The sequence below is a fragment of the Aeoliella mucimassa genome (assembly GCF_007748035.1).
Classification (GTDB): Bacteria; Planctomycetota; Planctomycetia; order Pirellulales; family Lacipirellulaceae; genus Aeoliella; species Aeoliella mucimassa.
Genome location: NZ_CP036278.1, coordinates 2,305,762 through 2,328,205 on the forward strand (window position 1 = coordinate 2,305,762; position 22,444 = coordinate 2,328,205).

The following is a 22,444-nucleotide window of genomic DNA, read 5'->3' on the forward strand; positions in this document are numbered from 1 at the left end:
TATTCACATCTGCCGGTGCGCATCATACGCTTGGCATCCACTTCGATCGATAGTCGCGGCTCCACAATTGAGCCGCTTGCTCACTTGGTTTTACGAGGTGTCCGGTTCTAGCATCGACGTTCAGCGACTCGCCGCTGCGATGGGCGATGTTCGCCAGATGGCAGAACATGGCGCTCCGATGTCCTTCCTGCAGAGTCGCCTGAGGGGTGCCACCATTGCGGATCCGGTCGACAAAGTCCTGACAGTGCTCCACGTCTCCTCGACTACCGGTTTCGTGCTCGGTCGCTGCGCGGCTGATATCGTAAATAGTGTAGCCGCTGTCGTTGGCGACCAGAGTCCCCTCGGTGCCGCGTAGCTCGATGCCAAAACCTTCGCCAGTTCGGTAGGGATCGGACCAGCTCACCCCCTCCCACACCATCAGTTTGTTCCCTTCGCGAAAGTGAGCGGTCATGGTGTCGGGCGTTTCGGCATCGTCGTCGTAGCGGAGCTTCATGGCTTGCACATCGACTTGGGTGGGAAAGTCCATGTCCATCGCCCAACGACAGATGTCGATGGAGTGAACGCCGTTGTTGCCGATTTCGCCGTTGCCCCAGTGCCAAAAGTTATGCCAGTTGTAGTGCAGGATGTTCGACTGGTACTCACGCTCGGTCGCGGGACCTTGCCACACATCGAAGTCGAGCCAGGCGGGCGGCGGCTCGGGTTTGGCGTGGCCGATCGTTGGGCGGTTGCGGTAGTAATACGACTTGGCATACAGCACCTCGCCGATGGCCCCCTCGCGCACCCGCTCGACTAGCCGCCGATAGAGCGCACCGCTGCGGCGTTGCATGCCGACTTGCACCACACGATCATGCCGCTCGGCCGCGGCCATCATCAGCTCGCCTTCTTCAGCGGTTTGGCTACAGGGCTTCTCCACGTACACATGCTTTCCAGCCTGACAACCGGCGATCGTCGCAGCGGCGTGCCAGTGATTCGGTACCGCTACTACCAGGGCATCGACCGCGGGATCGTCGAGGGCTTGGCGAGAATCGCTTACCCCTTGCGGGCGAGGGCGGGTTCCGCCTGCCGAAGCCACGTCGATACCTTTAGCTATTTGCCGCTCGTCGCAATCGCACACGTAGGCGATTTCGACATTCTCGATCTGATTGAATCGCTCGGCCAGCTGCACACCACGATTGCGCAAGCCCATGATGGCAAGCACCACCTTGTTGGCCGATTGGTTAGCTGCCGCCAGGTGTGACGTTGGCAAGGCCGACAAGGCAACCGCTCCAGCGGTACCAGCCAGGAAACGGCGTCGATCGATATCGCGCATCTTGTATTCCTCCTCGATCCAAAACAAACGGAATGAATCTCGCTCGACCTACTCGTCTTCGGTTGTCTCCAACTTGGCAACCTGATGGCGTGCTTGCTGCATTACCTCTTCCAGTTCGACAGCGCGACCCTCGCGGGCTTTACTCACGTCTGCCGCCTCCATGGCAGCAAACAGCTCCAACGACTCTTCTGGCGACACAGGTGGCTCGCCGGAACGGAAGAACTTGGCCACTTCCAGCAAGAAAGGTTCGTAACCGCCGAAGCCATGCGTGTGTCCCACGCCTTTGGCGCCAACGACTTCGAACGTGTACGCATCGGAATAGCTCGGGCCCGACTTGTAACCTCGAAAGATGCCGATGCGGCCATCAGACCACTCACCAACCACCACTCCCATTGTCTCGGTTTCAACACGGCTTACCCGCTGACAGCCTTGGCCCATCAAGGTATGGAGCGCCTCCATGCCATGGATGCCGTACCAGAACAAATCGGGGTGATGCGGTTCAATCTTATAGGGGCTCGAAGCGGTTGCGCTCGTCAGTTCTCCAATCGCAGGATCACTAACAAGCGATTGCACCTGCTCACAAAACCGAAGCGACGAGCAAGTGAACACAGGCGTGTCAGTTCGCTCAGCAATCTCGAAGATCTGCAGCAACTCGGCCAGCGACCCGGCCGCGGGCTTGTCGATAAACACCGGCTTGCCATGAGCAATCTTTCGAAACTGTTCTAAGTGCACCCGACCATCCACGCTCTCCAGCAAGTACGCATCGCAGTGCGGCGCCAGCGATTCGATGGAATCGACCACCACCACGCCAAGTCCTTTCAGTTCGTCGGTAAACTTGCCCACTCGATCCCGACTATCAGGTATATCGGGACTCCCCCCGGGAAACGCATGGGTGACGCGCACTCCAAGATAGGTATCGCCGGCATCTTCGGCGTTGAGTGCTTTGGTAAATGCAATCACATGCGAGGTGTCGCACCCAACGATTCCGGTGCGAATCACTGGAGGTTCCTCTGCGAGGGCCGATCGGCTTACCATCTGCACCACGACCATGGCAATAGCCCAGCAGTGCCAGGCTCCCCAACCTTCGAAAGACTTGCCGAACATCATCGCTGGCCTCACGGATTCTCAGGAATGAAATTTGGTGGTTGCTTCCTGCAAAGTGAATTCACTATCATGGATGCATGCACTTGAGTCAACCACTGTTCGCACAATCCGCCAAAACCGCTTGCCGAGCCACTCATCTCGACCGAGGCCAGGAACATGGACATTCAGATCTTCTCCACCCCTGAGCAAATGGCTCGTGCGGCCGCCGAAACGGGGGCGAGTTACCTTCGCGAAACCATCGACCGCCGCGGCGAAGCGGTCATCATTCTGGCCACCGGTGCCTCGCAGCTCGGTATGCTCGCCGAATTAACGGCCGCTACCGACATCGACTGGAGCAAGGTCACCGCATTCCATTTAGACGAGTACGAAGGGATTTCGGCCGATCATCCCGCTTCGTTCCGAAACTACCTACAGACCAGATTCGTCGAGCAATTGCCGCGACCATTGCGTGCGTTTCACTTTCTCAACGCCGAGGGCGACTGCCTGGCGGAGTGCCGGCGTGTGGGCGAACTGATCGCCGCGAAGCCGGTAGACATCGCTTTTGTCGGCATCGGCGAGAACGGGCATCTGGCGTTTAACGATCCACCGGCCGACTTCGAAACTGAAACACCATTTCTGAGCGTCGAACTCGACGAGGCATGTCGCCGACAACAACTGGGCGAAGGATGGTTTGCCGACTTCGAGTCGGTTCCCCAACGGGCGATCACCATGAGCGTTCGGCAGATCATGGCCAGCCAGCGTATCGTGTGCACGGTGCCGCACCAGCAGAAGGCCATCGCGGTGCGCAACGCCATCGAGGGCCGAGTAACCCCCGACGTCCCGGCTTCGATCTTGCAGCAACACCCGCACACGCAAGTGTTTTTGGACGATGCCTCGGCGGCGTTGCTCAACCGCTCCCCGTCCGCAGCGACCGAACGCGACTAGCCGACATTTATATGTAGCAGCAGTCCTAAAACCCGGAATCTGCCATAAGCTCCCCCAGCGCAGCAAAAAACCCCGCAAAACAAGCTGTTTCGCAGGGTTCTCTGGAGAGGCGTCGCCCGGATTCGAACCGGGGATGTCGGATTTGCAATCCGATGCCTTAGCCACTTGGCTACGACGCCATCGTTGACGAAGGGTCAATTATGCCGATTGATCGGATAAGTTCAATCGCCCGGCGATAGTGTAGGTTATCGACCTACGTGGCCCGCGTCTTTGATAAAAATTACGTAATCCTCCAAGGCAAGTCAAGCCCTCGGTGCCTATGGCAAATAGCCGAAGTTGTTGACACGCAACAACTTAACCACGTTTCCGGCAGTCGTCGAGCCTCGTTACTGCCTGCTTTTTTCTCCAGCTCTGACATGGGGATTAGCCTGTTCGACGCGTCGGGATTGGGAAGATGCGACGCCTGGTAGCATGCAGATCAAGCCAAGGGGTATCGCCGCACGATGATGGCAACAGCATCCGATGGATCGCCACTCCCCCCCGGTTACCAGGTTATGGATCATGACCCCCAACATCCTCCGCTGGTTCGCCCAGCCCTCCGAAGTAGAGCTGGAGCGAATTGCTCGCAAAGTTGCTCAAGCGTCCGTCGATCGGACGCAAACCCGCTTAAACCAACGCTGGAATAGCTGTTCGACGAGCGAAGCGGGTGGATATCTCCGAGCCCGAGCTCGGAGGGTAGTGACCGAGCAAACCCTGCAACTACTCGGCCCGCTGTCCGACTACACTCCGCACGAAGTCGATTCGATCATCGTGCGAGCGATGCAGATCACGGCGGATCGCTTGCTTCGTTTACGGCAAGTCGAACCGGCGGTGGCTACGGTACGCCGCTCGGCTTAATGCCAGTTCGGCGGTATTCTTGGCGAGGGTAAGCAAAGCGCTATAATTCGGCCTGAAGCCATTCCATTGCTTGCCTACCGCTGAAAGCCCCTGATGCCGAATACGCCTCAACTGCCTACCACGCTGGCCGAACTCCACGATTTCGGCTGGCGTTCGAAGACCGTTAAACAGGAAATCTGCGACAACTTTGCCACCCGCCTGGCAACCGGTGAGGAACTGTACCCGGGCATCGTTGGTTACGACCACACCGTGTTGCCCGAGATCAATATCGCTTTGCTCGCCCAACACGACTTGCTGTTCCTCGGCGAGAAGGGTCAGGCCAAGAGTCGGCTAATGCGGTTGATTGCCACGTTTCTGGACGACCACATTCCGTACCTCGACGCCCCGCAGATTCCGCTGCACGACGACCCGCTGCGACCGATCACTCGTCGCGGGCAAGAGATGGTTGCGACCATGGCTCCGGAGCAGGTTCCGATCGCCTGGTGGCCCCGCGAAGAGCGATACGCCGAGCGATTAGCGCCAGGCACGAAGTTTGCCGACATCATCGGCGAGATCGACCCCTCGAAGCTGGTTGGCGGGGTCAGCATGAGCTCCGAAGAAGCCTTGCACTTCGGGCTCATCCCACGCATGCACCGTGGCATCTTCGCCATGAACGAACTTCCCGAGCTCGACGAGCTGGTTCAGGTGGGACTGTTCAACATTCTCGAAGAGCGCGACGTGCAGATTCGCGGTTACCCCGTGAAATTCGACATCGACGTGATGATCCTATTCTCGGCGAACCCAGCCACGTATAACCGCAGCGGCAAAGTGATTCCGCAGCTGAAGGACCGAATCGGCTCGGTGATCCACACTCACTATCCGCTGGAGCGAGATCTCGGCATCGAGATCATGGAGCAAGAGGTAGCCGAGCTATCGCCCACGACCGCTTCGGAGGATTCCACTGAGGGATCCGCCCAACCGCTGGTGGTGGTTCCGTACTTCATGAAAGAGCTGATCGAAGAGATCAGTCGCGCGGCGCGCAACTCAAAGTTCATCGACCACGACTCTGGCGTGAGCGCACGACTTTCGATCGCCAATTATCGCACGATGCTGGCCAGCGCCCGTCATCGAGCGGCGGTGCTCGGCGAATCGCCCGCGGTGCCAAGGATTAGCGATCTGGGTCATTTGTACGCCAGTTCGCTCGGCAAGCTGGAACTTGACTTGATGGGCACGCATCAGATGAGCGAGCGGCAAGTGCTCGACTCGGTGATTGCCGAAGCAATTGCTTCGGTGTTCAACGAGTACGTCGAAGAGCATGGCTTGGCCGAGATCGCTCAGATATTCGCCGAAGGAATCCGTATCGAAGTCGGCGATATGCTTTCTTCAAGCCACTATGCGGAGCTCGTTCAGCGCGTACCGGCAATTTGGGATAAAGCGTTCGAAGTGAACGCCGCCGACAATGATGCGGTGCGGGCGAGCTGCGTGGAGTTTGTGTTAGCTGGTTTGTACGCGACCGACCGGATCAGCCGCAGCCAATCGCACGGTCGCATCGTGTACGAAACCTAACCAATCGCCAGGCGTCTTCTGCGATTAGTTTTCGTTGGGAGTGACACCCAGCACCAGGTCGAGGCTTGCTTCGAGTTCGCCGGTCTTGGAATCGGCAATCGGCTTAAAGGCACTCGTTACAAGTTTCTGGCGATCTTTCAGGCTGCGATAGATGCCATCGCGTTCGTTTTGAGTTTCGCCTTCGACAAACAGCTGAGTCGTTAGTTTGCGGTGGCCGTTTTGGTTGACCGCCATGTGGATGTGAGGAGTTCGGCCAGGGTAAGCGACCGGTTTCACCGTGCGGAAGTAATACTCTCCCTTGCGATTGGTGAGAAACCGACCAAAGCCTTGAAAATTGGTATCGCGGGTACCAGTGCCGCCGCTCTGACTGTGGAGATAAATGCCATTGCCATCGACTTGCCAGATCTCGACCACCGCATTGCGAACCGGGTTGCCGGAAGTATCGAGCACACGCCCGGTGAGGTGGGTGATCTCGCCAACGGCCGGGGTTAGCTGGTCGTTCAGAATGAGCAGGTCGTTGTCGGTGTCGAGCGGAAGTTTATCCGGGTAAAACGGCCCCTCGGTAAGGGCCGGCGTTTTCGAAAGTTCTTCGGCCAAAAGTCCGGGGGTCGCAAAAGCGGCAGCCATGAACGCCGAACGCTCCAGGAAACGACGACGATTCACCAGATTCGAACGAACCATAACTATTTGCTCCAGTACGGTGATACCCCACGATCAATTGCTCCGGGATTCTAATGGAACCCCGAACGTATTGCAAAGTTTTCTTGTGAGTTCTCTGAGTTAAGGAATTGCCCTGATGGATACTCTGACCGCGATTGAAGAACGCCGCAGTGTAAAGCACTACGACACTTCGTATGAAATGCCGGATGAACACGTTCAGCGACTGCTCGATCTGGCACTGCTATCGCCTACCTCGTTCAACATTCAGAACTGGCGGATTGTGTTGGTGCGTGATCCTGAGTTCAAAAAGAAGCTACGTGCAGCCGCCTGGGATCAAGCCCAGGTGGAAGAGGCCCAGCTTACCTTCGTGTTGTGCGGCGACGTGAAAGCCTGGGACAAGTCGCCAGAACGTTACTGGGTGAACTCTCCTGCTGAGATTCAACAGAATCTGGTAGCGATGCTTCGCAACTTCTACGAGACAGGAGGAGAGCAGGTGCAGCAGGACGAAGTGCTGCGAAGCTGTGGTATCGCCGCGCAAACCTTGATGCTCGCAGCCAAGTCGATGGGATACGACTCGAATCCGATGATCGGCTTCGATGCCGAGCAGGTCGCGGAAGTGATTAAGCTACCAGCCGATCACAAGATTGCCATGATGCTAGTCATTGGCAAAGCCGCCCAACCGGCCCGCCCACGAGGAGGTCAGCTCGACAAGAGCGAAGTGATAGTGATCGACACGTTCTAACTCTCTGGCTGCGACCGATGTATCAGGCGTTCAGCATCTCCTGGATCGGTCCCAGGTAGAGCACAAAGAACAGTCGGAAGATCATGTAGACTAGCAATGCACCAATGCAGATCCAGATGGCCACGCCGGAGATCACGGCAATGATTTTCATCGCCGATTCGGCTTCGGCTTCGTACTGCGAAGCGAGTCGCTCCATGGATCGCGAAATCTGACCGCTTTCTTCGGCGACCGCCAAGGCGTCGAGGAAAGAAGGAGGAAAGGCCAGCGAATTGGCGAATGCCAGGTACAACGGGTTGCCGGCGGCAACGTCGGCAACCATTTGATCGGTATGGCAAATGTAAAAGTCGTTGCCGGTCGATCGCAACACCAACGGCACAAGCTTTCGCATGTCCATCTCTACGTTCAATAGCAGGTGTAGGGTCCACGAAATACGAGCCAAGCCCAAGGTTTGAATTGCTTTACCGATGCCGGGCAAGCGCGTGACAAATCGCTGCAACGGCGGCCCCCAGAAGACTCCCCGCCGGGTCGCTTGCACCAGCACCAACACTCCGACTGCAAACAGGGCAACGATGCTGAAAAAAGTGATCATGCCCCAGAACCCGGTCAGCCCGAGACCGAGCACGTCCATCGGTTCGCCGCTCATCTTCTTAGCACCTATGGCTCCTAAGATCCAAATGAGGAGCCCTATGATCATTACGCCGGCACCCAACTGCAGCAACGGCCAGAACAGCATGACGAGAAAACCTCGTGTGAGTTCGTGCCGCTGCTTGTAATGGTGCGAAAGTTTATCAAGCACTTCGGCGATCTGCCCAGTTCGCTCGCCGACGTCGACCATTTCGATAAAGAGCGAAGGAAACAACCCACCGGTCTGGCGGATCGCCTCGGCAAAGGAGTCGCCCGCTTTGATCCGGCGGAGGACCCGTTCGTAGTCATGGCGGACGCGTCGCGACGCGGTTTCCGTTTCGCGTTGCCAGACCTTGCGAATATCAACCCCCGCCGACAATCCGACTGCCATGTGATGACAAAGTTCGGAGAGACGCTTGCCGGAGATGTGAGGGGAGAACAGCATGGAATCGATGGCCAACAAGAATCGGATGTGCTTACAGTTATTCGGCGAACTGCCCGGCAGGTATTTCACTCGACCACAGCCCCACTTGCTGGGAGCGGGCCGCTTGCTCGGCATCGGACAGTCGTCGCTTCATTGTACCGCTATACCGGTAGCCAAGCCGAGCCCGGGCGAGCCCCGCGCGCACCAGCTCCTCGTTTAGTAGGCGGTCGCCGTTCCAGACGAACGCCAATTGCCGGCCATAGCGGTCGAGCCGCTCATTACCAAAAGTGAGCTGCACCCGCTGGTCGGCCTCACGGACGAACTGCTTGGTGAATTCCGAAGCCTCAGGCCCCCAACGCTCGACAGGTGTATTGGGCTTTACGGTCTCTGGAGTATCTATACCCTGCAAACGCACTCGGGTTCCGTTTGCGAGCAGCAGCGTATCGCCATCCACCACCCGCTCCACGGTGTACTCTCCCTCGCCGAGCACCTCGGCAGGTGACGGCTGCTGAGCTTGGTAGACCAGGCGCAGCACTACAAGCAGCGCGATCACCAGCATCGGCCAGTAACCGCGCAACAAACCGCGTGATACTGGGCGAGACATCGGATGGCTTACACTTGCGTGGGGTCGATACGAGTCGAGGCCATGGGCCTCGCGTTAGTTGTCACTAAAGCCCAATTCAACCGGGGCAGGGCGACCGAGTGGATTGCGAATGAATCGCTCGCGACATTCGCTACAAAGATCAAAGCGAGCTTGTTGATACACCTCTTCGTCGAGTTCTTCAGAACCGTCGCGATTCAAGATATCTTCAATTTCTTGAAGGTAATCGCGGTCGTCATCCATGGCCGATTCCACGCCATCGACCGCAGCGAACACTTCCATGCGCACGATGTAACGCACCTCGTGTTCCAGATCGATGATCCGCTTGCAGCAATCGCAAGTGAAGTGAATCATACTTGTCGCTCCTTGGTTCCAGTTTTGAAGAGACATGCCCGTAGAACATCCCTGAACCACCTGCACACGATTCATGGTAATGACAAACCGCTCCGGGAAGCAAGGCAAACGTTACAAGGTCACAAAAAAGTCATCTTTCCGCAGCAAGCAGTAGGGCACTCTCCTTGCGACGGCAATCCGCCAGCAGTCGCAACTTGAACAAGTTGCTTAAGTTGGCAATCCGCTCACCGTTTGGCGAACCTTGATCGACGACGAATTGTCTGAAGATTCGATGAAGTCGGAAACAATTGGTCAGATTTGGGTGGTTTCGCTATCACGGTTCGTCTAAAATTAAGGCGACATCGGCATAGGCGAATCGCCTGCTAGACAGTTCGATTCGCTGCACGTTTCGTTCTCTACGAATCGATTGGCGAGAACATGTTGACTGCGGCCTCCGAGACTAATCCCTCCCACTGGCCAGGGTGGCAGTACGCCGCCCTGCACTGGTTTGGCCGTTTCTTGCTTCTAGCTTTACCGTGGTTACGACAGCCACTTTGCACTGCTGCTTCCGCAGTGGTGTTCCACTGGATGGCCCGAACGGATCGGGCCAGCGGTCCAAGTAATCCCCAAGGATTTACGACACCCGTAATTGCCCCATGTCTGATACAGCCCTGAGTTCGAGTGTTTTGGTATTGAACCGTCAGTACATGGCGGTTCACGTGATCGATGTGCGCCGTGCTTTCGCTTTGTTGATTCGCAACCTGGCAGAAGTCATCCATATCGAAGATGGCCAGTACGGCAACTACGACTTCGATTCGTGGCGCGAGATCAGCGAACTGAAAGCGGAATTCAAAGAGCCGCATCAAGACTGGATTCAAAGCGTGAACTTCGAAGTCCAGGTACCTCGGGTGCTGCGTCTGCTGAACTTCGACCGCGTTCCCAAACAACGCGTACGGCTCAACCGTCGCAACTTGTTTGCCCGCGATGGAAACCGCTGCCAGTACTGTGGACAACACTTTCCTACCAGCGAGCTAAGCATCGACCACGTGGTGCCGAGCTGCCGCGGGGGAGAAACCACCTGGGAAAATGTGGTGTGCGCCTGCGTGAAGTGCAACGTCCGTAAGGGAGGTCGCACGCCGCAGCAGGCCGGCATGAAGCTCTACCGCCGCCCGGTCCGCCCCCGGCGGAGCCCGCTGCTGGCCATCAAACTTGGCAATCCCAAGTACGCCAGCTGGAAGACCTTCCTCGACGCGGCTTACTGGTCGGTCGACCTTAAGTAATCCGTGCGATAGCCCGTTTTCGGAGTACCACATCCAATAAAAAAAGGCCCGCGACGAGTCGTAACTCGTCGCGGGCCTTTTCGTTACTTTGGCTTTATCTGCCGAAGACAGCATCCTAGCTATCGGCCAGGGGCTCCTTCTTTTCGGTAATTACTTCGCACTGCGGAGCCATGTCGGCGTTGAGCTGGATGTAATCCTTCCACTCGTCCGGCACGTTATCTTCGTGGAAAATCGCCTCGACGGGGCACTCGGGCACGCAGGCTTCGCAGTCGATGCACTCGTCGGGATGAATGTAGAGAATCTGCTCGGCTTCATAGAAGCACTCCACCGGGCACACAACTACGCAATCGGTGTACTTGCAGTTAAAGCACGGTTCGCAAACAACGTGCGTCATGGTTCTTCCATTCTCCTCTAGTGGGGCGGCCCGCATGGACGAACCGCAAGATTAGGATGCCCGAAAACCGGAATTTCCAGGCACAACAGGCCTCAAAACCTCTTACATGGCAATCACTTAAGTAACTTGAGCGTTGCCTTGGCTTTTCTCGAATACTAGTACTGTCGCTCGCGAGATGTCAAGCGGAAGGTCTGGCAAAATCGCCCAGTTTTGCGGGTTCTGCCGCTTGCCGCACATTCGCCTTGCCTTGGCCCATCCTCCTACCTAGAATCGAATATAGGGGCTGAGGGAATCGGCACTCATCGTGTGCATCGGCATGTAGTCGCCTTGAAGCTTAGCGACTGCGGCAGGAACTGAGAAATTGGCAGGCGTACTGCACCAACACCGTGCCATTCCGACAACTTCACCCAAACTGGAGTGACCTTCCGTGGCGCTCTCCGATATTGATCGAAACTTGATTGAACGCTGTTTGGCTCACAAGCCGCATGCCTGGGAGGATTTCGTCGATCGCTTCATGGGTTTGGTGGTGCACGTGGTAAACCACACCGCTGCGAATCGCTCGATGCGACTCAGCCAAAGTGATCGCGAAGATCTCGTCTCTGAAGTGTTCCTTACGCTCGTCGACAACGACTTGGCCGTGCTGCGACATTTCCGAGGCAACAGCTCTCTGGCCACCTACCTGACGGTGGTCGCCCGACGCATTGTGGTCCGCACACTGGTAGCCGCCCCCTCGCACGTGGCCCCGCTCGCCGATGGTGAAATCCCTTCGGCCGCTGTTTCAGTGGAGTCGCGTATTGAGGATCGCGAAGAAGTAGCTCAAATGCTGCAATCGCTGGCCGGTACCGAAGCCGACGTGGTGCGGATGTATCACATGGAAGGCAAGAGCTATGGCGAAATCAGCCAGGCCGCCGGCGTGCCCGAAAACAGCATTGGCCCGATGCTCACCCGAGCTCGTACCAAGCTGCGTCAGCGGGCTGCTGCCGACCCAAGCAACTAGCGCTTCCGTCATTCGTACCGCAACGTACTAATCGTCTTGCACCTGCTTGTGGCGAAAACAGCCAACGAGGTGATCGTTCACCATGCCGACCGCCTGCATAAAGGCGTAGCAAGTCGTGGGGCCAACGAATCGGAAGCCCCGTTTCTTTAGATCGCGGCTCATCGCCTTCGAGATCTCGGTTTCAGCCGGCACGTCGGACAACCGACGCCAACGATTCTGCACCGGCTCGTGCTCCACGAATTGCCACAGGTAATCGGACAGCGATCCCAGCTCCTGCTGCACCTTGAGCACCGCCTGGGCGTTGTTGATGGTCGACTCGATCTTGCCCCGATGCCGAACGATCGTGGCATCTCCCACGAGCTTCTCCACTCGCTTTGCCGTGTAGCGAGCCACCTTTGCCGGATCGAACTCGCTGAACGCTCGGCGGTAGCCCTCGCGTTTGGAAAGAATCGTACTCCAGCTGAGCCCCGCCTGGGCCCCTTCGAGCGTCAGCATTTCGAACAGGTGACGGTCGTCGTACGAAGGAACTCCCCACTCTTCGTCGTGGTACAGCGTCTCTGCCTGGCTCGCCAGCGCCCAATCGCATCGTTTCATAGTCGGTTTCCATCCTCGGGGAATACAACAAAACAACCTTCGAGGGTATCTTTGTAAGAACCAACTGAGAAGTCTCCCTTTGCCCCCCAAGCTAGTGGTTCGCATGCCAACTTCTATCTACGAATACGATGTGGTCGTCGTCGGAGCCGGCCACGCAGGCACCGAAGCGGCCCTAGCAGCGGCCAGGTTGGGAGCCCGCACGGCGCTGCTCACTACCAACTGCGACACCGTGGGACAAATGAGCTGCAACCCGGCCATCGGCGGGGTCGGCAAAGGGCAGATCGTCCGCGAAATCGACGCCCTCGGCGGGGCGATGGGCCAGGCGATTGATGCCACTGGCATCCAGTTTCGCTTGCTGAATCGCCGCAAAGGTCCGGCGATGCACAGCCCTCGCGCCCAGGCCGATAAGAAAGCCTACCAGGCCGAGATCAAGCGCATCGTTGAGTCGCAGCCCAACCTGTCGCTCCGTCAGGAAGTGGTCGAAGGCTTGGAGATCGACCCGCAAACTTCCGAGATTCGCGGAGTGACCGTTCGCGGCGGCGCGGTCTATCGTACCCCCGCGGTGGTCCTCACCACCGGCACCTTCCTGCAGGCCTTGATGCACACCGGCGAATCCCAAACCGAAGGGGGTAGGGCAGGGGAGGGCACCACCGCCGGCCTGAGCGGCGCCCTCGCTTCGCTCGGCATTCGGCTCGAGCGATTCAAAACCGGCACTCCCCCGCGACTCAACGGGCGGACCATCGACTACGATCGCACCGAACTGCAGCCTGGCGACGACCGCCCGCAGCCGTTCTCGTTCCTCAACCGCTCGCTCGATCTCGAGCAGATGCCTTGCTACATCACTTACACCAATCCCGAAGTCCACGCGCTAATCACGGCCAACCTCAACCGGGCGCCGATGTACAGCGGGCAGATCAACACCAGCGGTCCGCGGTACTGTCCAAGTATCGAAGATAAAATCGTTCGATTTGCCGAAAAAGAACAGCACCAGCTTTTTCTGGAACCGGAAGGGCGCAACACGCTCGAAGTCTACGTCAACGGTGTGTCGACCAGCCTGCCCCGCGACGTGCAGGATCAGATGTTCAAATTGATTCCCGGACTCGAGCGGGCGGAGATCATGCGTTACGGCTACGCGGTGGAATACGACTACGCACCGCCCGATCAGTTAACCCCTTGGCTCGAAACCAAAGCGTGTTGCGGGCTGTATCTGGCCGGTCAGATTAATGGCACCACCGGGTACGAAGAGGCCGGCGCGCAAGGCTTGCTGGCCGGGGCGAACGCCGCGCTGCGACAGTCGGGACGCGAGCCGCTGATTCTCACTCGCGATCAAGCCTATATGGGCGTATTGATCGACGATCTGGTGACTTGTGGTGTCGACGAACCGTATCGCATGTTTACCAGTCGGGCCGAGTACCGTTTGTTGCTGCGGCAAGACAACGCCGACCGACGACTCACTCCCCTCGCGCACGAACTCGGCCTGGCCGACGATCAACGTCTCGAGCGTTTGAACGCCAAGCTGGCCGACATCGACCAGGCGAAGCAGATACTCACGACCACTTCCCACGAAGGGGGCCCGCTGGCCAAGTACCTGCGTCGCCCGGAAGTCACTTGGGACGACGTCGTCGCAGTGGCCCCAGCGCTCGCAACGATCGACAGCGAAGCGGCCGAGCAAACCTTGTGGGACATCAAGTACGAAGGCTACATCGCAAGACAACAAACCGAAGTCGAGCGACACCAACGACTGGCCGCTAAACGCATCCCCGATAGCTTCGACTACCACCGCCTGGGACAACTCCGCATGGAAGCCCGGCAACAACTCACGAAAGTCCGCCCGGTCGACCTGGCCCAAGCCAGCCGCATCAGCGGCATCACCCCGGCCGATATCGCACTGCTGATGGCCCACATGGAAGGTAAGACGGGGCCGCTGAAGAAGGACTAACAGTTCAACTCGGTCTCGTCAGGCTACCCTAATGGCATCCATCGCCCCAGTAAGCTTCACCGTAGTGATACCATGTATCCGCGGGTTACGCGTCACCGTCAGCGCGATCTTGGGACTACTCGCCACAGGTAACACGCGAGGGGAGATCCTTGCCGCTTACCCCTACTTGGAAGCAGAAGATATCGACCAGTGTTTAGCTTACGCAGGACTCTGACTCGCTTTCATAATGCCAATTCACTATCGCTCACACTAAATGATGGCAAAGTTTTCGGGTCTGCAAACGCATTAACTGCCCGACTGAATCCTCCAATAGAGTTTTTCATAGTCAGTTAGACAACTACAACAAGTCAAGATGCACGACATAAGAAGGAAACTCTCTCTCACATTCAACCATCGAGTCTCTTGTTGCTTTGATACCCTTTGTAGTTGAAATCAGCATAGCCGCTGCAGTGAACACCACGGCTGCAGCAAATGCAATCCATATTAGTTGATGAATCACAAACAAAGTCACAATCAATAGCAAAACTGAAAATGCCGAGAGTACAACCAACCACTGCAACAGGTTTGACAATCTTAGTGCCTTGCGGCCAACTCTGCGTAGCAACCACTCGCGGCGGAAAGAATCGGCAACTGTGGTGGAATAGACGATGGCACGATATTTACCTTCGGGAATATCAACTTTCTCAAGCATATGTGGGTTTCGTTCATAGGCAGTGTGATCCTGCTTAAACATGTACTCCATGCCGCCGAAGTACCCATCGCCATTGACAGTTAGCTCCGAGTATTGCTCGTCTTCTGCACAGAAACGGAAAAGGTCGATAGGAATTGATGTCCCGATAAAGAACGTCGCGGAATAGTCGCCATCTCCTTCACAGTAAAACCAGATCATACGACCTTCACTGCGTAGCTGCTCGACCAAGGCAATGGGGTCGTCACGCAATTGCGCATCTGCGTCGTCCGGCAGATTATTGGGCCAGAAGAGAACGATGTTCGCACCGTCGGTACCGCCGCTCGCTGTGATTACCATCGTGACAACATAAGCAGCAACACACCACTCGTCAACTTTCGTGACAGGCCTCCGGCAGAATGATTCTCCCTGCTACCGCTAGCTGCTGGTATGCTCGTCGCAAAGTCTTTTGTTGTTTTACCGATTTGTGGATGCTAGAATAAAGGTACCATTCCATCATATTCTTCTGAACTTATTTCTAAATGCCATCCACCGACAGAATCACTTTCGACCCTGCAGTAATGGGCGGCAAGCCATGTATCCGCGGGTTACGCGTCACCGTTGGGACGATCTTGGGACTACTCGCCACGGGTAGCACGCGAGAGGAGATCCTTGCCGCTTACCCCTACCTGGAAGCAGAAGATATCGACCAGTGTTTGGCTTACGCAGCGTGGCGTGTTGAAGAGCGCGAGCAACCACTGCCCACAGCATGAGCGTTCGCCTTGTCATCGATATGAACCTGTCGCCTGCATGGGTGGAAGTGTTAAAGAACCATGGCTGGGATAGCATCCACTGGTCTGATATTGGGAGTCCCAAGGCTCCTGATATCGATATCATGACATGGGCTTCGGCTAATAACTGCGTTGTCTTCACACACGACCTTGATTTTGGAACGGCCTTGGCCTTAACAAGAGCAACTGGGCCGAGTGTTATCCAAGTACGAACGCAGAAGATCATGCCAGTGGATTTAGAGTCAACGATCGTAACCGTCCTCAAACAATACGAAAGCGATCTCACAGAGGGCGCACTAATTGTTGTCGATCAAAACCGGCTTCGAGTTCGAATCCTCCCACTTTAAGCAACTAGCATTTTCCTCAGCCCTCCAATCACTGAGCACTCTGTCTCTCTGTCGCGATTGACTAGACAAGCACTAAAGCCATCCCGCTAGCTACATCTTTAGCTTGATCATTCCACGATTCTTGCAACTTCATTGTTGAATGTGGACACTACACATGCTCTAATGAACAGTACCCCACTGCGTAGCAGTCGGCTGTTGTTTGACATCGTACAAAAATACCGGGCTACTAGCTGGCAACACGAAGCTTCCGGCTATTGGTGGGTGTTTACTGCTGCGCGGTTAGAAAGGATGACAAGCTCTCGACATCGCCTTCCCAGTCCCCACGCTTAGATTCCCATCCCCGATAATTGTTTCCCACCTATGGGAATCTATTTTTGAGAAAGACCTTCGACTCCTCATTGCAACACCTTACCCCACAACCACTTACGCGAACCGGTGCGACGAAAAATAGATTCCCATAGAATGCGTTATTGGGAATGGGAAAATTCCCATCGCCCGAAATGCTTGGTATTACTCTATTTACGGCTTTTCGTTGTTTCCCACGTGGGAAACAAAAACGAGGGCCAGATCTCAGCGATTCGCCCAATCCGGAACGTTCCGTGAAACCAATCCTGCATTTCGCTCTGCTGCTAGTACTCTCCTGGTGTGTGATGACTACGACCCATGAGGTGGGGCACTTGGTCGGGGGATACCTGAGCGGGGGCACCCTGCGCCAGGCGGAGCTGCGGCCATGGCATTTGCCACATAGTCGGTTCTCGCCCGATCCCCGCCCGCTGATCACGCTGTGGAGCGGGCCGGTGCTTGGGGTGCTGGTGCCGATTGCCCTGGCAGCGATCATTCGCCGGCGCTGGGGTTGGTTCGTTGCGAACTTTTGCCTGCTTGCGAATGGAGTTTACCTGGCACTCGCCTGGACCACCGGCGATCAACTGCTCGACACGGCGCGGCTGTTTTCGGCCGGGGCGAGTCGCTGGTCGGTTGCGGTGTTCTGCCTGGGGACGATCGGCCTTGGATATCCTCGCTTCCGGCAGTCGCTGATGGAGGTCTTTAAACCCCGAACTCGCGAGGCAAGCGATGCTGAGAGTTAGTCGCCGAGACGGTCTTCGCGCAACGGAGAGGATTCCGAGGAATCGGCTTCGGTCGATGCGGCTGTCGGATCTGCTTCGATGTCCGCGGTATTCGATTTCTTGGTGGTCACCGGTTCGTCTTCAAACAACATGCGATAGGCATGGCTATGTGGATCGTCGAACTGCCCCGACTTGACCGCCCAGATGAACGCCACGAGCGCTGTGACCGCCAGGGCGAGTGCAGCAGGCACCATGACATACAACATCGACATTATCGCTCTCCACCCAAGGTAATACTCATGGCACTGGCAAGCACGGTTGCCGAACTGATCGGCATGAGGATAGCCGCGACGAGCGGAGTTATCCACCCGGCGGCCGCCAGCGATACAGCCAAAGTATTATACGCCAAGGCGAGCACCAGGTTTTGCCGCACAGTTCGGCGGGTACGCCGAGCCAAACGCACGAGGTCAACCACAGGACTTAATCCAGGAGCAGCAATGTACACATCGGCCGCGGCCAACGAAGCCTCGGCTCCCCCTTCGACAGCGATGCCGACGTCGGCTGCTGCGAGCGCGGCCGAGTCGTTCACGCCGTCGCCGATCATGACGGTCGGCTCTGAGCGTTCGGCGGTCACCAGAGCGAGCTTTTGCTCGGGGGTCACTCCTCCGAGTGCTTTATCGGATGGAATCGAAAGTTGCTCGGCAACGCTGGCGACCACGCCGGTTGCGTCGCCCGAGAGTATGGAAGGGTGCCAACCGAGTGACTCGAGTTGCTGGAAAGCTTCGACGGAGTCGTCGTGCAGACGATCGCCGAGCGCGGCGGTCGCGAGCAACTCGCCTGCCACAGCTACGCCGATCATCGTGCGACCGGCCTGCTCCTGACTGGCGATGCGATCCGCCTGCGCAGCGTCGATCGTCACACCTTCGGCAGCCAGGAACCTCGGTGAACCGACGAGCAAACGATCGCCGCCAGTCATGCCGCGGAGTCCTCCGCCATGTTGTTCCTCGATGTCACGGGGCACGAGCTGACGATCCTCGATCGGCTGCGAACCGAACGCTTCGACAAACGCGGTGGCAATCGGGTGGGTCGAATGCGATTCGGCGTGAGCGACGATGGGGGCTAACCACTCGGCGCCGGACCACTCGATAAGCGTCGGCCGGCCCCGCGTCACGGTGCCGGTTTTGTCGAGCAGCATCCGCCCGCCACCGGCCAGGATTTCGAACACACCCGCATTTTTAATAAGGATATGCCGCTTAGCTGCCAGCCCGATCGCCACGGCCAAAGTAAGCGGAGTCGCGAGTCCCAGTGCACAGGGGCAGGCGACGATGAGTAGCGCGATCGTGTGCTCGACCGCCTCGGCCAACGTAGCGGTCGCCGCCCATACGATGAACGTGAGCGTAGCGACCGACACCACAATCGTCACAAACCAACCGGCTGCCCGATCGGTGAACTGAATGATCGGCGGCTTTTCCCGTACCCCTTCGGCCACCATGTCCATCAACTGCCCAACCCGAGTTGCCTCGCCGATGGATTCGACCCGCAACCGAATCGGCGAGCCAATGTTCTGCGTACCAGCGAAAACGTCGTCGCCAACCACCACCGGTTCGGGGCGTGACTCACCAGTCAGCAGACTGCGGTTGAGCGACGATTGCCCCTCGACCAACACTCCATCGGCTGGCAACACTCCGCCGGAGAGCACCTCGACGATGTCGCCTGTCACCAGTGAGTCAGTGGTGATTTCGATGACCAGATCCTCCCGAACCACCCGACAGGTGCTCGGGGTAAACGAGTTGAGCAGCCCCACGGCCTCGTCGGCCCAGCGTTGCTGCCGAGCCTGAAACCAACGTCCCACGAGCAAGAGAAAGACGAGCACACTCAGCGAATCGAAGTAGATCTCGCCCGTTCCGCGGATGGCATTTACCACGCCGGCCAGTCCGCCGGCAGCCAAGGCCAGGGCGATCGGCACGTCGAGCGTTGCCGAACGAGCCCGCAACGACGAGATGGCTCCCCGAAAAAACACGCTGCCCGGCCACACCAAAGCCAAGGCACCAATCAATGCCGAGACATAACGAAAGAGGTTTTTGAATTCGTCTTCGATCCCCGCGAACTGCCCAGCGTATAAGGCAATCGCCAGCAACATGGTGTTGCCAGCGCACGCGCCCGCGACTCCCAGGCGGATGAGCTGCGCGTGCTCGCTCCGGCGATGGATATCGCTCGCAGTGGTATCGCGGGCGGGATGGGCTGGGTAGCCCAGGCGGTCGAGCGCGGTCGCAATGGTCGACAGCTTGGTTTCCGCAGGATCCCAGGTGAGTCGCACTACCGCATCGCGCATCTGCAGCTTGGCCGATGCCAGTCCGGCAATCAGTTTCGGCAAACGTTCCACCAACCACATGCAGGCCGCACAGTGCACGCCTTCCAATCGCAAATCGATCGACAGGTACCCGCCGGCCAGCGGGCGGCCGTTCTTGGCCAGAAACGCGGGATCGTCGTACGCTTCGTACTTCTGAGTGGTGCTTCGCACCGCCTGCTTCGGGGCGTCGACCACCGAGCGGACGTGATAGAACTCGTCGAGCCCATGTTCGTGCAACATGCCATACACGGTGCGGCAACCGTTGCAACAGAACTGCAACTCGGCATCAGGATCGACCAAACCACGCGGCACAGGCAATCCGCAATGGTCGCAAACAACCTCGGGCACAGCGGTCATGGAGCAGACTTTTTGGCGTCCGGGCGGCAACACGGAGGAAGCTCATTAGGATCGGGCGCGTCCTGGCCTGCCGGTTGTCGCTGTTCGACACTATGGGCCAACGCTTCGGGCTCGAGTCCTAAGCGTCCCACGAGCGTCATCAATCCAACCGCGATTAAAGCAGTCGCACACACCAGCGGCAATCGCTTGCCAAGAATACCGACGGCCGCCTGCACGCCGGCACCTAGCGAAACCAGAATCGGCAGCGTACCTGCCCAGAACACGGCCATCACCACCGCACCCGCGACGGGATTGCCGGTGCCTGCAGCGGTAAGTGCGAACATGTACAACCAGCCACATGGAAGAAGCGTAGTGAGCAACCCAATGGCCAAGGCACGCTTAAAGGGGGTGAGTTTCATGGCCAGTCGCTGGCCGCGCTGCACGGCTTTCACCAACACCGCTGGAGGATGTAACTTACCGATGCGGTGCCCGAAATGCCGGAGCAACTCGGTGACTCCCATCGCAATCATCAATCCACCTGCCAGGGCGGTGGCCACCGGCTGCAGTCCCGCGAGCGTAGAGGTGAGATCGATCAAGGCTCCCAAAGACCCGGCAACCGCTCCCAGCAAGGCGTACGTCACCAGTCGCCCCCCGTGATAGGCGAACTGCAGATGCCAGCGCGAAGTGCCATCGCTCGACTGCCCAACCGCAAACGCGACAAACGGACCGCACATGCCTGCGCAGTGAGGCGAGCCCAACAGGCTAGCAACAAAAACGGTAACAACCTGGGCGATCATGGTTGCTCGGCCGATGCGGTTTTGGCTTGGGGAGCATTGGAGTAGGGACTACCTTCCACCAACTCCGGCGGATCGGCGTTGGCCAGGGTCATGGCAACTAGCATGAGCGACATATGCCCAAGCAACAGCACCACCACAAATGCTGGCCAAAAAAAAGTGTTCATGAAAGTCGGCTTGGCAGGGGACTCTTCAGCCATGAAAGTTTCCTAGTGGTTAAGTCGAAATGGCAATCGATCTTGCGATTCGCTGCGACTCTACTCGCTGGATAGCAAACCATGAGTCACAACCCCTTCGCCGTTGGCTAGCTGACTGATTTGATTATAGCGGACCGAGCATAAAAAACCGTTCCTCAACGACGCGATCTTGATCGTCGATGATTCGCAATTTGAGGTCGACTTTACCTGCCCGAAAGATGTATCGCGGAGCATGAATATGAACAGGCTGGGTTTCTTCGAGTCCGGGGTCGATCACCTCGACAGTGCTGCCGCTGGAAATCTTGGCCTCGGCGGGCTCGATCACTTCGATGCGATAACCACTGGACTCTTCCGCCCGATTCACAATCTTCACACGGAGAATATTTTCGACGTCGCCCGATTCCGAAAGCAAAAAAGGCTTTCCAAGCCCGCGAAGCACGGTGACGTCAAACGCCGACTTGTTGACCAGCACGGTAAAGAAACCGGTGACCAGCAACGTGATGACGGTCAAATAGATCAGCGTACGCGGGCGAATGATGCGGGTTGGCTTGCCTTCGAGACCTTGTTGCGAACTGTAACGAATCAGGCCAATCGGCTGATCGGTCTTACGCATCACGTCGTCGCACACATCGATGCACTGGGCACAGCCAATGCACTCGAGCTGCAGCCCCTGGCGAATGTCGATCCCCGTGGGACACACATCGACGCACAGCCCGCAATCTACGCAACTACCGAGATTAAGCTCGTCGCGATCGCGGCCTTTGCCACGCGGTTCGCCACGCTCCTCATCGTATCCGATGATGCAGCTCGACCGATCGAGCATCACCGACTGAAAACGTCCGTAAGGACAACCAATAATGCAGAGTTGCTCGCGCCAGTAGCAGAAGTCGAACATCATCAGCCCTGTCACTACCGCGACCACGGCAAACGCACCAGGGTGAGCGCCGGGGTGACTGGTCCAGATCCAGGCGTGCAGCTTATCGACCCCCACGAAGTAAGCGAGGAACATATTCGACAGGTGCAAGCAGATCACGAAGTACGCGAGGTACATCGCGGCCAGACGCCAGGCTGGCACCGACTTCTTGGCCTTTCCCCCGCGTCCGCTCGTTCCCGTGAAGAAGCGTTCGAGCGGCCGGAACACGAATTCCATGTACACGGTTTGCGGACAGGCCCAACCGCACCAGACCCGCCCCGCAATCGCAGTAATAAAAAAGATAAACAAGAACAACGCAACGACAAACAAGGCAAGCAGCACCGTGTCGGTCGGCAAGAATGTGAATCCGAAGAACGTAAACTCGCGATTACCCAAGTCGAGCAGAATCGCAGGCTTGCCATCGATTTTAAGAAATGGAAGCAATGCGTAGATCGTGATCAGGGCGTAGGCCACCACACGGCGCCAGCGCCAGAACCGACCGGTCGCCAGCTTGGGGTAAATCCAATGCCGACTACCATCGCTTTCGAGCGTGGTAAGCACACGCTCTTCGGGTTGGAGAACAGGGAGTTCCACGTGACTAACCTCACTTGCCGCCAA

The 22,444-nt window shown here is 57.4% G+C and carries 25 protein-coding genes and 1 tRNA gene; 11 read left to right on the forward strand and 15 right to left on the reverse strand.

Annotation, left to right across the window (positions count from 1 at the left end; genetic code table 11):
- Positions 1 to 22: 22 nt before the first annotated feature.
- Positions 23 to 1,309, reverse strand: a complete 1,287-nt coding sequence (locus Pan181_RS09250; RefSeq protein WP_145246550.1) for a Gfo/Idh/MocA family protein — start codon at positions 1,307 to 1,309, stop codon at positions 23 to 25.
- 48 nt (positions 1,310 to 1,357) lie between these two features.
- On the reverse strand, positions 1,358 to 2,416 hold the full coding sequence (locus Pan181_RS09255; RefSeq protein ID WP_197529084.1) for a Gfo/Idh/MocA family protein: 1,059 nt from the start codon (positions 2,414 to 2,416) through the stop codon (positions 1,358 to 1,360).
- A 153-nt stretch (positions 2,417 to 2,569) separates the two neighbouring features.
- On the opposite strand from Pan181_RS09255, the gene Pan181_RS09260 reads away from it, so the two are divergent.
- A complete protein-coding gene (locus Pan181_RS09260) occupies positions 2,570 to 3,337 on the forward strand; it encodes a glucosamine-6-phosphate deaminase (RefSeq protein ID WP_145246551.1) in 768 nt (255 codons plus the stop codon).
- Between the two features lie 107 nt (positions 3,338 to 3,444).
- Here Pan181_RS09260 and Pan181_RS09265 read toward each other — a convergent pair.
- Positions 3,445 to 3,516 (reverse strand) — tRNA-Cys (locus Pan181_RS09265).
- A 559-nt stretch (positions 3,517 to 4,075) separates the two neighbouring features.
- Between Pan181_RS09265 and Pan181_RS26005 the strand changes: the two genes are divergently transcribed.
- Both Pan181_RS26005 and Pan181_RS09270 read left to right on the forward strand, forming a co-directional pair.
- Positions 4,076 to 4,234, forward strand: coding sequence for a hypothetical protein (locus tag Pan181_RS26005; RefSeq protein ID WP_197529085.1), 159 nt, complete (start codon positions 4,076 to 4,078; stop codon positions 4,232 to 4,234).
- Positions 4,235 to 4,327: 93 nt separating this feature from the next.
- Complete coding sequence (locus Pan181_RS09270) at positions 4,328 to 5,779, forward strand: magnesium chelatase (RefSeq protein ID WP_145246552.1); 1,452 nt, start codon at positions 4,328 to 4,330, stop codon at positions 5,777 to 5,779.
- A 24-nt stretch (positions 5,780 to 5,803) separates the two neighbouring features.
- On the opposite strand, the gene Pan181_RS09275 is transcribed toward Pan181_RS09270, so the two are convergent.
- Entirely contained in the window at positions 5,804 to 6,460 is a 657-nt protein-coding gene (locus Pan181_RS09275; RefSeq protein WP_197529086.1) for a dioxygenase family protein, read from the reverse strand.
- A 115-nt stretch (positions 6,461 to 6,575) separates the two neighbouring features.
- Here Pan181_RS09275 and Pan181_RS09280 point away from each other — a divergent pair, with 115 nt between their 5' ends.
- Positions 6,576 to 7,181: a nitroreductase family protein gene (locus Pan181_RS09280; protein ID WP_145246554.1), complete on the forward strand. Its 606-nt coding sequence runs from the start codon at positions 6,576 to 6,578 to the stop codon at positions 7,179 to 7,181.
- A gap of 22 nt (positions 7,182 to 7,203) precedes the next feature.
- Here Pan181_RS09280 and Pan181_RS09285 read toward each other — a convergent pair whose 3' ends face one another.
- The 3 genes from Pan181_RS09285 to Pan181_RS09295 are packed head-to-tail and all read right to left on the reverse strand — an operon-like array spanning position 7,204 to position 9,184.
- Complete coding sequence (locus tag Pan181_RS09285; RefSeq protein ID WP_197529087.1) at positions 7,204 to 8,250, reverse strand: type II secretion system F family protein; 1,047 nt, start codon at positions 8,248 to 8,250, stop codon at positions 7,204 to 7,206.
- A 37-nt stretch (positions 8,251 to 8,287) separates the two neighbouring features.
- Positions 8,288 to 8,833, reverse strand: coding sequence for a thermonuclease family protein (locus tag Pan181_RS09290; RefSeq protein WP_145246556.1), 546 nt, complete (start codon positions 8,831 to 8,833; stop codon positions 8,288 to 8,290).
- Between the two features lie 54 nt (positions 8,834 to 8,887).
- Entirely contained in the window at positions 8,888 to 9,184 is a 297-nt protein-coding gene (locus tag Pan181_RS09295) for a hypothetical protein (protein WP_145246557.1), read from the reverse strand.
- 635 nt (positions 9,185 to 9,819) lie between these two features.
- Between Pan181_RS09295 and Pan181_RS09300 the strand changes: the two genes are divergently transcribed.
- The gene (locus Pan181_RS09300; protein WP_145246558.1) at positions 9,820 to 10,443 is read left to right on the forward strand and encodes an HNH endonuclease; all 624 of its coding nucleotides are present in this window, start codon (positions 9,820 to 9,822) and stop codon (positions 10,441 to 10,443) included.
- Between the two features lie 115 nt (positions 10,444 to 10,558).
- Here the strand turns inward: Pan181_RS09300 and Pan181_RS09305 are convergent, their stop codons facing one another.
- Positions 10,559 to 10,837 (reverse strand): ferredoxin family protein, encoded by a 279-nt coding sequence (locus Pan181_RS09305; RefSeq protein WP_145246559.1) that lies wholly within the window; start codon positions 10,835 to 10,837, stop codon positions 10,559 to 10,561.
- A 454-nt stretch (positions 10,838 to 11,291) separates the two neighbouring features.
- Here Pan181_RS09305 and Pan181_RS09310 point away from each other — a divergent pair, with 454 nt between their 5' ends.
- Entirely contained in the window at positions 11,292 to 11,834 is a 543-nt protein-coding gene (locus tag Pan181_RS09310) for an RNA polymerase sigma factor (RefSeq protein ID WP_231943795.1), read from the forward strand.
- 27 nt (positions 11,835 to 11,861) lie between these two features.
- On the opposite strand, the gene Pan181_RS09315 is transcribed toward Pan181_RS09310, so the two are convergent.
- Positions 11,862 to 12,428 (reverse strand): DNA-3-methyladenine glycosylase I, encoded by a 567-nt coding sequence (locus Pan181_RS09315; RefSeq protein WP_145246561.1) that lies wholly within the window; start codon positions 12,426 to 12,428, stop codon positions 11,862 to 11,864.
- A 103-nt stretch (positions 12,429 to 12,531) separates the two neighbouring features.
- Between Pan181_RS09315 and mnmG the strand changes: the two genes are divergently transcribed.
- Both mnmG and Pan181_RS26990 read left to right on the forward strand, forming a co-directional pair.
- Positions 12,532 to 14,367, forward strand: coding sequence for a tRNA uridine-5-carboxymethylaminomethyl(34) synthesis enzyme MnmG (gene mnmG / locus Pan181_RS09320; RefSeq protein ID WP_145246562.1), 1,836 nt, complete (start codon positions 12,532 to 12,534; stop codon positions 14,365 to 14,367).
- Positions 14,368 to 14,398: 31 nt separating this feature from the next.
- The gene (locus tag Pan181_RS26990; RefSeq protein ID WP_145246563.1) at positions 14,399 to 14,581 is read left to right on the forward strand and encodes a DUF433 domain-containing protein; all 183 of its coding nucleotides are present in this window, start codon (positions 14,399 to 14,401) and stop codon (positions 14,579 to 14,581) included.
- Between the two features lie 123 nt (positions 14,582 to 14,704).
- On the opposite strand, the gene Pan181_RS09330 is transcribed toward Pan181_RS26990, so the two are convergent.
- Positions 14,705 to 15,394 carry a hypothetical protein gene (locus Pan181_RS09330; protein ID WP_145246564.1) on the reverse strand — a complete coding sequence of 230 codons (690 nt, stop codon included), beginning with the start codon at positions 15,392 to 15,394 and terminating at the stop codon, positions 14,705 to 14,707.
- A 182-nt stretch (positions 15,395 to 15,576) separates the two neighbouring features.
- Here Pan181_RS09330 and Pan181_RS26995 point away from each other — a divergent pair, with 182 nt between their 5' ends.
- From Pan181_RS26995 to Pan181_RS09345, 3 genes are all read left to right on the forward strand, one after another.
- On the forward strand, positions 15,577 to 15,807 hold the full coding sequence (locus Pan181_RS26995; RefSeq protein WP_145246565.1) for a DUF433 domain-containing protein: 231 nt from the start codon (positions 15,577 to 15,579) through the stop codon (positions 15,805 to 15,807).
- On the forward strand, positions 15,804 to 16,172 hold the full coding sequence (locus Pan181_RS27000) for a DUF5615 family PIN-like protein (RefSeq protein WP_197529089.1): 369 nt from the start codon (positions 15,804 to 15,806) through the stop codon (positions 16,170 to 16,172). Before Pan181_RS26995 ends, Pan181_RS27000 begins: the two co-directional genes overlap by 4 nt.
- A 650-nt stretch (positions 16,173 to 16,822) precedes the next feature.
- Positions 16,823 to 17,257, forward strand: coding sequence for a hypothetical protein (locus Pan181_RS09345; RefSeq protein WP_145246566.1), 435 nt, complete (start codon positions 16,823 to 16,825; stop codon positions 17,255 to 17,257).
- Here the strand turns inward: Pan181_RS09345 and ccoS are convergent.
- The 5 genes from ccoS to ccoG form a co-directional block, all read right to left on the reverse strand.
- Positions 17,254 to 17,508 carry a cbb3-type cytochrome oxidase assembly protein CcoS gene (gene ccoS, locus Pan181_RS09350; RefSeq protein WP_145246567.1) on the reverse strand — a complete coding sequence of 85 codons (255 nt, stop codon included), beginning with the start codon at positions 17,506 to 17,508 and terminating at the stop codon, positions 17,254 to 17,256. The genes Pan181_RS09345 and ccoS overlap by 4 nt on opposite strands.
- Positions 17,508 to 19,943: a heavy metal translocating P-type ATPase gene (locus Pan181_RS09355; protein ID WP_145246568.1), complete on the reverse strand. Its 2,436-nt coding sequence runs from the start codon at positions 19,941 to 19,943 to the stop codon at positions 17,508 to 17,510. Before Pan181_RS09355 ends, ccoS begins: the two co-directional genes overlap by 1 nt.
- Positions 19,940 to 20,719: a sulfite exporter TauE/SafE family protein gene (locus tag Pan181_RS09360; protein ID WP_145246569.1), complete on the reverse strand. Its 780-nt coding sequence runs from the start codon at positions 20,717 to 20,719 to the stop codon at positions 19,940 to 19,942. The genes Pan181_RS09355 and Pan181_RS09360 overlap by 4 nt, the downstream gene beginning before the upstream one ends.
- Positions 20,716 to 20,883, reverse strand: a complete 168-nt coding sequence (locus Pan181_RS26010; RefSeq protein ID WP_231943796.1) for a hypothetical protein — start codon at positions 20,881 to 20,883, stop codon at positions 20,716 to 20,718. Before Pan181_RS26010 ends, Pan181_RS09360 begins: the two co-directional genes overlap by 4 nt.
- 154 nt (positions 20,884 to 21,037) lie before the next feature.
- Positions 21,038 to 22,420 (reverse strand): cytochrome c oxidase accessory protein CcoG, encoded by a 1,383-nt coding sequence (gene ccoG / locus Pan181_RS09365; RefSeq protein WP_145246570.1) that lies wholly within the window; start codon positions 22,418 to 22,420, stop codon positions 21,038 to 21,040.
- Positions 22,421 to 22,444: the final 24 nt, after the last annotated feature.

Coding starts and splice junctions, on each gene's coding strand:
- Pan181_RS09250 (WP_145246550.1), bottom strand. CDS start 1,309: ATGCGCGATATCGATCGACGCCGTTTCCTGGCTGGTACCGCTGGAGCG.
- Pan181_RS09255 (WP_197529084.1), bottom strand. CDS start 2,416: ATGATGTTCGGCAAGTCTTTCGAAGGTTGGGGAGCCTGGCACTGCTGG.
- Pan181_RS09260 (WP_145246551.1), top strand. CDS start 2,570: ATGGACATTCAGATCTTCTCCACCCCTGAGCAAATGGCTCGTGCGGCC.
- Pan181_RS09270 (WP_145246552.1), top strand. CDS start 4,328: ATGCCGAATACGCCTCAACTGCCTACCACGCTGGCCGAACTCCACGAT.
- Pan181_RS09275 (WP_197529086.1), bottom strand. CDS start 6,460: ATGGTTCGTTCGAATCTGGTGAATCGTCGTCGTTTCCTGGAGCGTTCG.
- Pan181_RS09280 (WP_145246554.1), top strand. CDS start 6,576: ATGGATACTCTGACCGCGATTGAAGAACGCCGCAGTGTAAAGCACTAC.
- Pan181_RS09285 (WP_197529087.1), bottom strand. CDS start 8,250: ATGCTGTTCTCCCCTCACATCTCCGGCAAGCGTCTCTCCGAACTTTGT.
- Pan181_RS09290 (WP_145246556.1), bottom strand. CDS start 8,833: ATGTCTCGCCCAGTATCACGCGGTTTGTTGCGCGGTTACTGGCCGATG.
- Pan181_RS09295 (WP_145246557.1), bottom strand. CDS start 9,184: ATGATTCACTTCACTTGCGATTGCTGCAAGCGGATCATCGATCTGGAA.
- Pan181_RS09300 (WP_145246558.1), top strand. CDS start 9,820: ATGTCTGATACAGCCCTGAGTTCGAGTGTTTTGGTATTGAACCGTCAG.
- Pan181_RS09305 (WP_145246559.1), bottom strand. CDS start 10,837: ATGACGCACGTTGTTTGCGAACCGTGCTTTAACTGCAAGTACACCGAT.
- Pan181_RS09315 (WP_145246561.1), bottom strand. CDS start 12,428: ATGAAACGATGCGATTGGGCGCTGGCGAGCCAGGCAGAGACGCTGTAC.
- mnmG (WP_145246562.1), top strand. CDS start 12,532: ATGCCAACTTCTATCTACGAATACGATGTGGTCGTCGTCGGAGCCGGC.
- Pan181_RS26990 (WP_145246563.1), top strand. CDS start 14,399: ATGGCATCCATCGCCCCAGTAAGCTTCACCGTAGTGATACCATGTATC.
- Pan181_RS09330 (WP_145246564.1), bottom strand. CDS start 15,394: ATGGTAATCACAGCGAGCGGCGGTACCGACGGTGCGAACATCGTTCTC.
- Pan181_RS26995 (WP_145246565.1), top strand. CDS start 15,577: ATGCCATCCACCGACAGAATCACTTTCGACCCTGCAGTAATGGGCGGC.
- Pan181_RS27000 (WP_197529089.1), top strand. CDS start 15,804: ATGAGCGTTCGCCTTGTCATCGATATGAACCTGTCGCCTGCATGGGTG.
- Pan181_RS09345 (WP_145246566.1), top strand. CDS start 16,823: ATGACTACGACCCATGAGGTGGGGCACTTGGTCGGGGGATACCTGAGC.
- ccoS (WP_145246567.1), bottom strand. CDS start 17,508: ATGTCGATGTTGTATGTCATGGTGCCTGCTGCACTCGCCCTGGCGGTC.
- Pan181_RS09355 (WP_145246568.1), bottom strand. CDS start 19,943: ATGACCGCTGTGCCCGAGGTTGTTTGCGACCATTGCGGATTGCCTGTG.
- Pan181_RS09360 (WP_145246569.1), bottom strand. CDS start 20,719: ATGATCGCCCAGGTTGTTACCGTTTTTGTTGCTAGCCTGTTGGGCTCG.
- Pan181_RS26010 (WP_231943796.1), bottom strand. CDS start 20,883: ATGAACACTTTTTTTTGGCCAGCATTTGTGGTGGTGCTGTTGCTTGGG.